At 47.8% G+C, this 13,309-nt stretch carries 9 protein-coding genes; 4 read left to right on the top strand and 5 right to left on the bottom strand.

Annotated elements, in window-relative coordinates:
* The first annotated feature begins 2 nt into the window (after nt 1-2).
* Together RH46_RS17910 and RH46_RS17905 are read left to right on the top strand one after the other, a co-directional pair.
* Nucleotides 3-1,364 (top strand): diguanylate cyclase domain-containing protein, encoded by a 1,362-nt coding sequence (locus RH46_RS17910; RefSeq protein WP_006880933.1) that lies wholly within the window; start codon nt 3-5, stop codon nt 1,362-1,364.
* Between the two features lie 189 nt (nt 1,365-1,553).
* A complete protein-coding gene (locus RH46_RS17905; protein WP_006880932.1) occupies nt 1,554-2,162 on the top strand; it encodes a DUF6198 family protein in 609 nt (202 codons plus the stop codon).
* Between the two features lie 43 nt (nt 2,163-2,205).
* Here RH46_RS17905 and RH46_RS17900 read toward each other — a convergent pair whose 3' ends face one another.
* Together RH46_RS17900 and RH46_RS17895 are read right to left on the bottom strand one after the other, a co-directional pair.
* The gene (locus tag RH46_RS17900) at nt 2,206-2,715 is read right to left on the bottom strand and encodes a flavodoxin family protein (protein WP_006880931.1); all 510 of its coding nucleotides are present in this window, start codon (nt 2,713-2,715) and stop codon (nt 2,206-2,208) included.
* 79 nt (nt 2,716-2,794) lie between these two features.
* The gene (locus RH46_RS17895) at nt 2,795-3,271 is read right to left on the bottom strand and encodes an HAD family hydrolase (RefSeq protein ID WP_006880930.1); all 477 of its coding nucleotides are present in this window, start codon (nt 3,269-3,271) and stop codon (nt 2,795-2,797) included.
* Between the two features lie 363 nt (nt 3,272-3,634).
* Between RH46_RS17895 and RH46_RS17890 the strand changes: the two genes are divergently transcribed.
* Together RH46_RS17890 and RH46_RS17885 are read left to right on the top strand one after the other, a co-directional pair.
* Entirely contained in the window at nt 3,635-4,780 is a 1,146-nt protein-coding gene (locus RH46_RS17890; RefSeq protein ID WP_006880929.1) for an efflux RND transporter periplasmic adaptor subunit, read from the top strand.
* A gap of 9 nt (nt 4,781-4,789) precedes the next feature.
* Nucleotides 4,790-7,915: an efflux RND transporter permease subunit gene (locus tag RH46_RS17885; protein WP_006880928.1), complete on the top strand. Its 3,126-nt coding sequence runs from the start codon at nt 4,790-4,792 to the stop codon at nt 7,913-7,915.
* 84 nt (nt 7,916-7,999) lie between these two features.
* Here RH46_RS17885 and RH46_RS17880 read toward each other — a convergent pair whose 3' ends face one another.
* From RH46_RS17880 to RH46_RS17870, 3 genes are read right to left on the bottom strand one after another with little or no spacing between them, the layout of a single operon-like run.
* On the bottom strand, nt 8,000-11,101 hold the full coding sequence (locus RH46_RS17880) for an efflux RND transporter permease subunit (RefSeq protein ID WP_006880927.1): 3,102 nt from the start codon (nt 11,099-11,101) through the stop codon (nt 8,000-8,002).
* Nucleotides 11,101-12,414, bottom strand: a complete 1,314-nt coding sequence (locus tag RH46_RS17875) for an efflux RND transporter periplasmic adaptor subunit (protein WP_006880926.1) — start codon at nt 12,412-12,414, stop codon at nt 11,101-11,103. Before RH46_RS17875 ends, RH46_RS17880 begins: the two co-directional genes overlap by 1 nt.
* Nucleotides 12,415-12,419: 5 nt before the next feature.
* Nucleotides 12,420-13,070, bottom strand: a complete 651-nt coding sequence (locus RH46_RS17870) for a TetR/AcrR family transcriptional regulator (protein WP_006880925.1) — start codon at nt 13,068-13,070, stop codon at nt 12,420-12,422.
* Nucleotides 13,071-13,309 lie beyond the last annotated feature (239 nt).

Raw genomic sequence — 13,309 nt, 5'->3', positions numbered from 1 at the left:
CCATGTTAGATTCGCTGTTCAAGAAAATGTTTATTCTTTCTACTACGACCATGATGCTGACGCTGTTTATTGTCATTTCATTTTCGAAGATCAATGGTGAGCAGAGGTTAACTAAGTCGGAACTGGATCAGATCATTGAGTTACAACTGAGTGTTGACCTGTTACGCAGCCAGTTATGGGTGTTTAAACAATTTAGTGATCAACCTAGTCTCAATCAGGTTGAAGTCGCTCATGCTGAACTGGATACCAAGCTAACCGCCTTCAACAGTAGCAATATTCAATTGGATAATATCCAGCATATGAATCGTAGTCTGCATATCTTGCTATTACAGGAGAAAGAGCTCTACTTTGATGGTTCCGCTAAGGGTGGAGAGCAAAGCTCAGCCAATATCAATGCGCGTAATTTACTTCATTCACGCTATAACATGATTGTGCAGAATATGACTGAAGAGCTGGCCTACGTCCATCAACAAGTGCTCAACCGCAACATTACCAACCTACAAAGTGTGATGTCGACAGCCGCCGCCTGGTTGATCATCTGTTCTATTCTGGTCAGTGTCACCGCTTGGCTGATCCTATTCCGCTTTAAATCTGGCGCAGAAGCGATGAAAGCGGCGATTATCGATTTGGCAAAAGGGCAGTTAGATACCAAGGTTGAAGCGGTCAAAATGGATAGTGAGTTTCGTGTTATTGCCAGCTTTTTCAATCAGATGACCGTCTCTTTGTGCCGCTCAACCGTGACTCGCAAAGAGTTAGAGGAAGAAGTACTGCGTCAGACCCGACAACTGAAACACAAACAAGAGCAACTGCTGTTTTTATCCGAGCATGATCCGCTGACTAATCTGATGAATCGCCGGGCATTTGATAAGCAGTTAGAGAATGCCATGGTTAAGGCCAATCGCACTGGGTGTAAGTTGGCGATCCTCTTTATTGACCTTGATGACTTCAAGCATGTCAATGACACCTTCGGTCACGATGCCGGTGATGTGGTGTTGGTGAAAATCGGTGAGCGATTGGAGGAGAGCGTGCGTGAATCGGACTTCGTTGGTCGCCTTGGCGGAGATGAGTTTGTCGTCTGTCTCGATCTGCTTCATGACCTGGACATTGTAGAAAAGAAAGTGCAGCAAATTCTGGATGTGATCAGTCAGCCGATCATGTTTGACGGACAGTGCCTGGAAATTGGTGCCAGCATTGGCGTTAGTCACTACCCAGAACAGGCGCAGGATAAAGATTCCTTACTCAGTCTTGCCGATGAAGCTATGTATAGTGATAAAGGAAGACCTTGTATTGAAGAGTCCAAGCCGGCTGCACAACTGGCTAATGGCGAGGGCAATGTGGTCAAACTTTCTAAACGTAAGCCGTAATTGTTAAGCGCAAGTGTACATTTTGTTTAACACAAATCCCGACAGTGATTTCCTACCAAATCTCGACATTTCTATCATTAATCGACATCTTATGCGGGTTTGATCCACCTTTTTGTGGATCTGATGCCCATCGGAATGACCTGCCGTTTGGTTTGTTCCGATTTTGGTATTAATGGATAGGAAGTCTAAATGGATAAAGAACATAGTCTGCGCGAGAACTTACTTGCGTTATTAATCGGTAGTGCTCTGGTGTCACTGGGCGTTATCTTCTTCAATAAAGTCGGTCTGTTGACAGGCGGTACTGCAGGATTGGCGATCTTTCTCACTAAGGTGAGTGATTTCAGTTTCGGTCAGATCTTTTTTGCGCTTAACCTGCCTTTTTACATCTTGTCTGTGACCCGTATGGGCTGGCGCTTTACGCTCAATACCTTTATCGCTGTGACGATTGTGTCATTTGCCGTTGACCACCTGCATCACGTGATTGAGATAGCGCGTATTGATCCCTTCTACGCGGCGTTACTCGGTGGAGGTATGATAGGTATCGGTATGTTGGTTATCTTCCGCCATAAGATGAGTCTTGGTGGTTTCAACATTCTGGCACTTTTCCTTCAGGAGCGTTTTGGCATCCGAGCGGGTAAAGTACAGATGGCGCTCGATTGCACCATCGTTGTTATGTCGCTGTTTATTGTCGATATCTCGTTGATTGCTCTGTCGGTGATGGGGGCGATAGCCACTAACCTGATCCTGGCGATGAACCACAAACCCGGTCGCTATCAACCACAGGCGACAACCGCATAACCTTAAGGCTTAGCTTCGGCTAAGCCTTTTTATTGGGCAACGCTTAATGGCGGTGGCTTAAGGTATTAGTGAATTGCTGCAGCTCCTTTTCTGACAGTGAGTAGCCGTTGTGACAGGCGGCATGCAGAGTCGCGGCAAACTCCATATTAAAGTAGTTAAACAAACCTTTAAACAGGCCGTGAAAGATCGGGCAAATCTCTGTTTTTCCTGAACTTGCCACAACGAAGCCGCGTTTATTCTCTAATGCACGTGCTTTCGGTTTTAGCTCTGCCACGTCTAACAACTCAGTCAAACGGTCAATGAGTGCCTTCATTGGCGCCGTCACCGTGTACCAGTAAACTGGCGAAGCAAACACAATATTATCAGCCGCGAGCATCTTATCGACTAACGGATAGAAATCGTCGCTAGGGTAGTCATTCTGGTAGTTGTAAGGCGTTATCTTTAACTGATCAATGTCGATGATTTCACTACGGTGAGTACTGTTTACGGCGTTGATGGTTTTCGCCGTGTTGCCTTGCTTGTTGGCGCTGGAAAATAGTATCAATGTCTTCACTAATCTGTCCTTTGTAGATGTGTTGAATAACAGGACAGTGACTATAAAACCTCAACCGTAGTTGAGGTAAAGTGCCAAATCACCATTTCTTTTCAAGTAGCTGAGACAGATTGTGAATCGTCACCATATTTTCATCAAGGGGATGATTGTGTCGATTAAAGTAGATGGTGCGCAGACCCGCCTCGCGCGCCGGGTAAATATCTTTTTCCAGCGTATCGCCAACCATGGTCACTTGAGATGCTTCCAGATTCAGTGATTCAAGAATTGCCTGATAAAATTCAGGGCAATCTTTATCGATACCAAGATTGGCTTTACAGAAGTAACCTTTGATGTGCTGGTCTAACTCTGCTCGCTGGAAGGCTGCCCTTACTTCTGATTCGCAAGAGTCACGAGCACTGGTTGCGACATAGAGGTCATGCTCTTTACTCAGAGCTTGTAACGTGGCTTGCGCTTGCTCCACGGCTTTGACTTCCGGCCATAAATACATTTTTCCGCTGTATTGGGCAAAGTCGACCATCAGGGTATTACCCCAATCGAAAAGAATGACTTGCTTCATTCACCTACATCCTTGTTGGCATTTGTCGTTAGTAGCAGGTTTCATTGTATTCACTATGAGGTAAATTTCACCCATTAGTGATTATATTCACCAAGTAAATTAGTCTGGATAGCCATTGTCATTATGTAGAACGCTTATTTATCATGCGCTTATGTATGGCACTTCTTTTGCTAACTGTTGTCTGTTATTCCGATAATGAACAAAAAATGAGAATCAATAATGATTATTTATGAATGTCATTTTGTACGTGTATAGTGTGGATTGAGTTGGTGCTAAACCTCTCCCCACACGTATATATATTCTAATACTCGGCAAGCAAAACCGAGACTGCACAACTGTATTACAAACGGATAAGGAATTCACATGACAACTAAGCCGTTACGTTGGTTACTGCCATTTATCACTTTGGGTGTCGCTTATGCTGGCTACTCGGCGATTGCATCGAGTGCGCCTGAACAACTCGAAAGCAAACCGCCTAAAGCGCCGCCGATTGTCACGGTATCTAAAGTACACTCTAGTGATCACAAGGTGGTGATCACCAGCCATGGTGAGCTTCAACCAGTGGAAGTGACTCGGCTTTCTGCTCAGGTGTCTGGTGAGGTAACCAGCTGGCATCCGAATTTTGTGGTCGGTGGTATTGTTAAACGTGGCGAAGTGTTATTCAGCATCGAAAGTGATAACTATCAGGCTGCTGTTCTTCAGGCTGAAGCTCAGTTGGCAAGTGCCAAAGCTGCTTTGATTGAAGAGAAAGCGAAAGCCGAAGTGGCTAAACGTCAGGCTAAGAGTTTGCCACAGAAGCAGGTTACGGATCTGTATCTGCGTAAACCTCAACTGCTGAGTGCTAACGCTCAGGTTAAATCTGCTCAGGCGGCACTAAAGCGCGCCAAGCGTGACCTGGACAACTGCCAGATCCTAGCTCCTTATGATGCACTGGTTGTTACCCGTGATATTGGTGTGGGTCAGTTCATCGCAGCCGGCGCTCACGTTGCAACACTCAATAACGTTGAGGCGGGTGAAGTCCATATCCCAATTGCTGGCTTTGATAGCGCATTCTTGCCTCAAGATTACGCGGGTACCTCTGCTCAGATAATTCAACGCGGGATTGAAAATACTCGCCGTGAAGGTGTTATCGATCGCGACCTCGGTGTGATCGATAGCAGCACGCGAATGATTAATATGGTTGTGCGCGTCGAGAACCCGTATGCGATCGACAGCGATCAGCCTGCGATGAAGTTTGGTTCTTATGTCGAGGTTCAGTTTGCCGGTAAAGAACTCAAACACATTTATCGTCTGCCTCAGGAGCTGGTCAACAATCGTCAGGTTTGGGTGGTTAATGATGACAACCAACTAGAGCCAAGAACGGTGAATGTTCTGCGTGCTGAAAAAGAGTTCATGCTGATCAATCAGGGGCTTAACGATGATGATCAGGTGGTATTGACCGTACCTGAGTATCCGCAGAAAGGCCTGCAGGTCGAAGTGAATCTAACAGCTAATCAATCGAACATGTAAGGTCCGATCATGGAAGAGACGAAACAAAAAGGGCTGATCGCCTATTTCGCCAATAACTCTGTGGCGGCCAACTTGCTGATGGTGTTTATTCTAATCGTTGGTACGGTGAGCTTTTTCTTTATCCAGCGCCAGATGTTTCCCAACATTGAAGTTAACTACATCAATGTGAGTGCTCAGTATCCGGGCGCATCGCCTCAGGAGATTGAAGAGAGCATTCTTATCAAGCTTGAAGAGTCGCTCAAAGACGTCACCGGGATCAAAAAAGCCGTGTCCAGCGCCTATCGTGGCAGCGGCAATATTGAGCTTGAAGTCAGCGTCGATGAAAACATCGATGATGTTCTGGATAAGGTCAAACAAAAAGTCGATGCGACCTCAAACTTCCCTGATGCCATGGAGCCTATTCAGGTTTACCAATATGAGTGGCGTCAGGATGTGATTGAGATGGCGTTGGTTGGAGACCGTAGCCTGTTAGAACTTAAGCCTATCGCCAAACAGATAGAAGATGAGTTGCTGCAACTGGGTAATGTTGCATTAGTCGAGTTAGGTGCGCCTGAGTATGAAATTGCCATCGAAATTGAGCCACAGGTGTTACAAAAATACAGCCTGACACTTAATGATGTGAGCAAGGCTATCCAACGCTACTCTGCGAACTATTCCGCTGGGGAAGTGCGCACTAATGCTGGCATGATCTCGGTGCGAATCGAGAACCAGTATTACAGTGGCGAAGAGTTCAGAGATATTCCGGTTAAGATTGGGGCTAACGGTGGCAAGGTATTACTTCAGGACATTGCGACGATCAAAGATGGTTTTACTGAAGATGATCGATACTTCAAGTATTCTGGTCAAAATGCCATGTACCTGTCGGTCAAGGCGACCAAAGACCAAAATATGGTGGCGGTAGCGGAATCGGTAAAAGCTTACATTGAACAAAAAAACCAGACGCTACCTTCTGATCTGAAGATCAAAACTCTGGTTGATATGACCTACTATCTCAACGCTCGTTTAGACATGATGCTCAAGAACCTGTTGCAAGGTGCGGTGTTGGTTGCTTTGATGCTGAGTCTATTCCTACGTGTGAAACTGGCGATGTGGGTAATGATAGGCCTGCCAGTCTGTTTCTTGGGCGCGGTTATGGTGATGCCAGCAATTGGTGTCAGTATTAACATCATCTCCCTATTTGCGTTCATCATGGTGCTGGGTATCGTGGTTGATGATGCGATAGTCATTGGTGAAAGTGCCTACAGCGAGATAGAGAAGAATGGCGGTGGGGTTGAAAACGTTGTTCGTGGCGTCAAACGTGTGGCAACGCCAGCGACCTTCGGCGTACTGACCACCATGGCGGTATTTGCGCCGTTCTTAATGTCAAAAGGGATAGAACGTGCCTTCTTCTTCGGTATCGCATCGATTGTGATTCTGTGTCTGTTCTTCAGCTTGATTGAATCAAAGTTGATCCTGCCGTCGCACTTAGCGCACTCGAAGTTTAAGCCAATCAAGAAGGGCAGTTGGCGCGATCGTTTCAATACTCGCTTCTTTGCTTTCATCAATGGTCCGTACAAGCGTTTTGTCAAAACCTGTACTCATTGGCGCTGGAGTGTGTTTACGGGTTTCGTTGCTATTCTGGTCATCAGTATTGCGATGGTGATGGCAAGTTATGTGCGCATCGTTCCTTCGCCAAAGGTGCCGCATGACTTCCCAAGCATCAAGCTGGTGATGAATGACAATGTGTCGAGTGAGCAGACGATTGAAGCGCTTAAACTGATTGAATCGACGGTCCTCACGATCGATGAAGAGATCGAGCAGGAAACCGGTCAGAAAATGATTCGCGATATCCTCACCTTCAGTCAGGGCAGAAAAGAGGGGAGACTGGTTATTCCTCTGGTCGACGAAGAGCTACGACCGTTCAATACCTTCGAGCTGGCGCGGCGTTGGCGTGAACGCTTGCCAAATATTGCTGGTCTGAAAATGCTCAACGTATCGGATAACGTTAATGACGACGAGAAAGGCGACGAGTTTGGTTTCCTGCTTTACGGCCCAGATATTGAAAGCCTTAATGCCGCAGGACGGGATCTGATCCTGACCTTGCAGCAACAGAAAGGGCTGTTTGATATCTCGTCATCGATTGACGCTGGTAGTCAGGAAGTGTTGTTGTCGCTGGCGCCGGTAGCTTATGATCTCGGCCTCGATTTATTCGACATTGCCACTCAGGTCGGCGGCAGTTTCTATGGTGGTGAGGCACAGCGCGTGTTACGTGATGGTGAAGAGATCAAGGTGATGGTTCGTTACCCGCAGTTGACCCGTGAGGCTTTCTCTTCACTGCGCTACGCCGTCATCACTACGCCGGAAGGCAAAAAGGTCATGCTTGGAGATGTGGTTGAAATCAATCAGAAACCTGGCGTGAGCAGTATCCGCCGTGAAGGGGGCTATCGAAGTGTCTACGTCTATGGTTCGATAGACGAGGAGTTGGTTGAGCCTAATCAGATTGTTGAGCAGATCACCGAAGAGATCATCCCTGATATTCTGACTGACTATCCAGGTGTTAAGAGTGAACTGGGTGGTACGATTGAAGAGCAGCAAGCTCAGCAGAACGAGCAGAAGATCTTCTTTGTCGCCGGTATGATTATTGTTTACATGCTGCTGGCAGTGCCGCTGAAGAGTTACACTCAGCCGCTTATTATCATGTCAGTTATTCCATTTAGTCTGACAGGAGCGATATGGGGTCATTACTGGTTTGGCTTGGATCTGAGCATGATGTCGACCTTTGGTCTGATTGCCGCGGCTGGTGTGGTGGTCAATGACTCGCTGGTCATGACTGACTATGTCAATCAGGTAAGGGCAAAAGGTGTAGCCATTAAAGAGGCGGTGATTGAAGCAGGTTGTGCCCGTTTCCGAGCGATAATACTGACCTCAATCACCACCTTTGTTGGTGTACTGCCTATCATGTTTGAAACCAGTCTTCAGGCACGATTTGTTATCCCTATGGCGGTGGCTCTGGGTTTTGCGGTTCTGTTTGCAACGCTACTCACTTTGATATTAGTACCGTGTCTCTACCTGATGCTAGAGGACATTAAGGGACTGTTCGGCAAGGTGAAGCGCTTACTACCGCGTGGTAAAGAAAAGGCGCAGACGACAAGCTAACGCAGTACTAAATCCGTTCAAATAAATAAGCCAGACAGCAAGTCTGGCTTATTTTTTTATCATTGGAGATCCCACGCTAAGTGACTAAATCTCTTCATGCTTATGCACGAGACCAAAGTCGGCTAATACAGCATAGGCTGCCGGGATCATAAATAGCACCAACAGCGTCGAGGCAAAAATACCAAACACAATCGAGATAACCAGTGGCTGAATAACCTGTGCCTGCAAGCTGGTTTCGGTGAGTAAGGGGAGCAGACCTGCTGCTGTGGTCATTGAGGTCAGAAATACGGCTCTGAAGCGCTCGCGACTGGCTTTTACGACCGAGTCGTGAACGTTATCACCTTCATCGACATGGTGGCGGATGTACTGTACCAACAAGATAGAGTCGTTGACCACGATACCTGCCAGCGAGACAAAGCCCATCATACTCGGCATGCTCAGTGAGTGACCCAGCAGTATATGCCCCCATACCACGCCAATAAAGGCGAGCGGGATCGCAAGCATAACCACAAATGGTTCAAGGTAGCTGCGGAACTGGTAGCTGAGGATAGCAAACACGCCGAACAGGCCGAGTAAGAACCCCTTAGCCATTGACGAGCTGGTCTCAGCGGTATCTTTGGCTTCACCTTCAAAGTCAAAGCGTAGCCCCGGATACTTAGCCATCAGCTTTGGCGCTTCTTCTTTCTGGAACTGGTTGATGATAGCGGTTGAGTTGACTTTAGTATTGTCAGTATCACCGAACACACTAATGGTACGTAAGCCGTCGATACGCTGAATACGCACATAGTTACGCTGGAAGTCGAGCGTGGCTATGGTCGCAAGCGGGATCTGACTGCCATCGGCAACAATGATCGGGAAGTTAGCCAGTTGCTGTAGGTCGCCGGCCTGTATTTTGTCGAGACGCACCTCGACAGAGATGTTTTCAACCCCAACCTGGATCTCGTCAGCCGTTTGGCCGAAGAAGGCTGCGCGAAGCTGACTGGCGATCAGCTGGCCGTTGACCCCGTAGGTTTCTGCCCCAGGACGAAGTTTGACCAGTACCTCTTCTTTACCCATGCGCATATCATCGAGCACGCCATGTACGCCATCAAACTCTTTGAGGTACTGCTGGATGTCGATGGAGGCCGCTTTGAGGGCGTCGAGGTCATCATGTTTAGCGCGGATCTCTATCGCACGTCCACCCGGTCCCATCGTCGGTTGTTTGAATACCAGTGAAATCGGGTCGGCAAGCTCACCAATATCTTCGCGCCAGGCGGCAATGAAATCATCGATCAAAGTGTTGCGACTTTCTGCGCCGAGCAGATCGAGTCTAACCGTGGCGATGTGAGGACCTGATTCGTTGGCATCGGCGTTGGCGTTAAACTGACTGGTAATGTGCTGCACCAGTGGTGTACCGTTCTCAACCGTTTCTGTCCACTCTTTATCAAGCTTACGAGCGGAGGCGACGATTCTATCGACCACTGCCTCTGTCTGTGACAGGGAAGAGCCCGGTGGAAGTATGATACGTGCTTCGGCGATATCACCATCGAGTTCCGGGAAAGGTTGGAACTTTAGCAGCCCTCCAGCAATGGTCGCCACGGAGATCAACAGCAACGCCACCACACTACCGAGGAAGGCGTAGCGATACTCAACCACTCTCTCTACTGCGTTAACCAGTGTCGTGTTGCGGAAGTTTTCAAAACCATCAAGCAGCTTCTGTTTAAACTTCGCTGGTGGCTTATCATTTTTCTCCTTATGCAGTGAGTGTGACAGATGGTTCGGCAGGATCAGGAATGCCTCGACCAGACTTAAGGTTAGAACCAGGATCAACACTTGTGGCACGGCTTTCAACACCGCGCCCATTTCGCCTTGCAGAAACAGCAGACTACCGAAGATACACACTGTGGTCAGGAAGGAAGAGATAACCCCGGGCAGTACTTTTTTCACCCCTTTGACCACTGCGTCATCGACCTCTTCGCCTCGATCAAGATGGGAAGCGATCGATTCGGCAATCACTATCGCGTCATCCATCATGATACCGATCGCCATTAACAGACCGACCAGAGACATGATGTTGATGGACAGTCCGAGCTGAGCCATGAGGAACAAGCCACCGAGGAAAGCAACCGGAAGGCCAGCTGCCACCCAGAATGAATAGCGTAGGGTAAAGAACAACCACATGGTGGCGAACACCAGTACAATACCTTGCCAGCCGTTACGTACCATCATGGTTAATCGGTCCCACAGAACTGACGACAGGTCATTGGTCAGTTCAAGCTTGACGCCCATAGGGGCAATTGCCTGCTGATCTTCGACAAACTGAGCAACACGCTCTTTGATACGTAGTGCGTCATCTTCTTTGTTTTTACTTACCTTAAGCAGCGCCGAAGGGTGACCGTCAAACAGCACTTTCTGTTCATCCAGTTCGAAGCGGTCGGTAATAGTGGCGATGCCTCTTAGCCTGATCAATGAACCGTTAGGGCCGGAGCCAACGACGATACTCTCTAGTTCAAGAGGAGTAACACGGCGCTCATCAAAACGGATCAGGAAGTTTTTATCAGGCGTTTCGACATTACCACTCGGCAGTTTGATGTTCTGTCTGCCAATTTGATCTGCAATATCACCAACGCTCAGACCCAGCTGACGCATGGCCTGAGAGTCGAGTTCTACTCGGAACTGATGATCTGAGAAGCCAGCGACATCAACCAGAGATACATCATAATCAAGCTTTAACGTTCTCTTAAGCTGCTCTGCGTAGGCCTTGAGTTCAGGCCAGGTTGTATCGGCGGTGATCGCAACGTCGACCACTGGCTCATTCCAGTCGAGCTCCTGCACAACAGGGGATTCAATCTCTTGTGGGAAATCGTTAATTGAATTGATCTGAGTCTGAACGTCGACCAGCATGCGGCCGATATCAGCCTTTTCATTCAGCTTGAGGATCAGGCGGGCTGAACCTTCAATCGCTTCACACTGAGTCTCTTCAATGTTCGCCAGCCCATCCACGGCATCTTCCATACGCACACAGATGCTTTCCTCTACTTCCTGTGGTGATGCTCCCGGATAGACAACGCCTGCCATAATGTACGGTGGATCGAACTCAGGAAAGGTTTCGCGCTTAATATTAGGTAGCGAAGTCAGGCCGAGCACTAACAACGCCAGCATCAACAGGTTAGCCGCCGTCGGATGCTTTGCAAAGAATCGAATCATTACTGCGACTCCTGTGCATTAGTGCTGGCTTTCTTAAGCAGCATGCCTTCAATAGCAGGAAGCAAATCGTTAATGATTAACTGATCACCCTGATTTAAGTTACCGTCAATTACAACCTGATTGTCACGACGGTAGAGTACAGAGACAGGGTGAATTTCCAGTTTGTTGTCCTGACTCATCAGGTAGATCTTGTCCCCATGTAACGCACGCTCAGGGATCACCCAGCTCGGGTTGGCTTGACCTTCAATTGTCGCGCGAACAAACATACCGTTAACCAGAGGGGGCGCTGAAGTTGGGTTAAGGCTACGGTAATCCTGTTCGATCTCCAGAATAACGCCAGCGGTCGCCTGATTTGGGTCCACCGTTTCACTGATACGCGCTACCTTTGCTGGCCATCTCGCTTTAAGGTTACCGCTACTTAGCTCGATTGACGCGTTGATAAAGGTCATGTCTGGTTGCGGGATACCGTCAGCATCACGACCAAATTCGCCTAAGCTGGAAGCCAGGGTTTGCATGTCATGGATAGAGAGCTGCGCTTCCACTTCCATCACGCCCATCCCATGCGCGGTGACCATAGTTTGCTGTAGATTGACCACCTGATTTTGTTCCACTTCCACGGAAGAGATACGCAAATCATACGGCAGGGTAATGATGGTTTTTTCAAGTGAGCGCTGAGCTTCGTCGACTTTAGAAGCGTTAACTTTAACTAATGCTTCAGCGACACGCTTTTCATCCGGCATCAGGCCGATCTGGTTTTCGATATCGAGAACCAATTTTCGTTGTGACAGCGCACTCTGCTCTTGCTGGTCGACGTCAGACTGAGAGGTGAGGCCTTTCTTACGTAGGTTCTGCTTACGTTGAAGCTCTTTGTTGGCAATCTCTAAACGGTTGCGCTCGATCTTTAACGTCTGTTTAAGGTTATCTTCTTCCTGGTTCAGCTTGGCTAAAGAAGTTTGGGCAGATTTGAGGTCAGCCTGTGCTTGTACCAGTTTGAGTTCATAGTCGAGCGGGTCGATACGCAGAATTTCCGTCCCTGCTTGTAACACTTGCCCTTTTTCGAGTTTTGGGTGTCGGTAAACAATCTTGCCAGTGACTTCCGCGATGGCTTTCCACTCCAGCTTCGGCGCGATTTTGCCAAAGCCAATCGCTTGAGGCGCCATCGCTCTTAGTTCTAACGTGGTTGTCTCTACCAAACGGGCGCGATCGCCAGCCGGTTTAACGGGTAGGTCTGGCTTCATCTTCACCGCGACAACTAAGGTGATGACGCCAACGGCGAGTGCGGGGAAGAACAGTAGCTTCTTGTTGATTTTCATTGGTGTTAATCCTGCTGGTCGTTGGATTGGAGAAATCCGTGAGTCATTAATTTAATGTTGTGTTCAAGTAACTGATCTAAAAAGTCTTCGTTGAGCTCAATGCCATGAATTGCCAGTAACGCTGGTGGTGCGATAAACGGAAATACCATCAAGCTGATATAGGAAACCTTACACAGTTTGGGATCAGCATCCGGTCTGAGTATCTGGCTATCGACTAACTTAGTGAACATGACTTGTTGCATTGGCTGGGTGATATCCATAAACACCTTTTCGAGAAGCTTTCTTTGCGTTTCGCTGGCATCCATATGCATAACCTGAGTGATCAAGCGAGGAAACTGAGGGGCTTTGGCCATCTCGCGATAGTAGGTGCGCATCAGGTCGAGAAAGTTCTTCTGGCAGCTATCTTGCAATAAAGCCTGCATCTGACGTTTCATTGGTTCTAGTGTTTCGCGTAGCATGGTCTCGAATAGCCCGTCTTTACTACCAAAGTAATAACGGATCATCGCAACATTTACGCCTGCACGATTAGCGATCAAGCGAGTCGATACTTTCGCATAGGGCATAACTGTGAAAAGCTCTCGTGCATGATGGATGAGCTTTTCTCTTGCCTCGATACTATCGCTTGGGCGTCCGGCTTTACGTGATTGAGTGGTCACAGCGAGATCTCTTATATTAAACAGTCGATTAATTATAGTGTGGCTGCTAAGTAATCGATATGACAAAAATTACTCAATATTTAAACAAGTGATTAATTTCTCGTTGTGTGGGCAGAGATGGGGGTTTCAGATAAGAAAATGCCCGCACAGTGGGCAACTATACGGGCTAAATAAAGGGCAACAATTCATATTGTTTGTTTGGAGATTGTTGGTCCATATCCTTATTCAAGCTGTTATAA

The sequence above is a fragment of the Vibrio brasiliensis LMG 20546 genome, assembly GCF_000189255.1.
Taxonomy (GTDB): domain Bacteria; phylum Pseudomonadota; class Gammaproteobacteria; order Enterobacterales; family Vibrionaceae; genus Vibrio; species Vibrio brasiliensis.
Note: the sequence above shows the minus strand (reverse complement) of the source record. Positions and strands in the feature narration are given on the sequence as shown.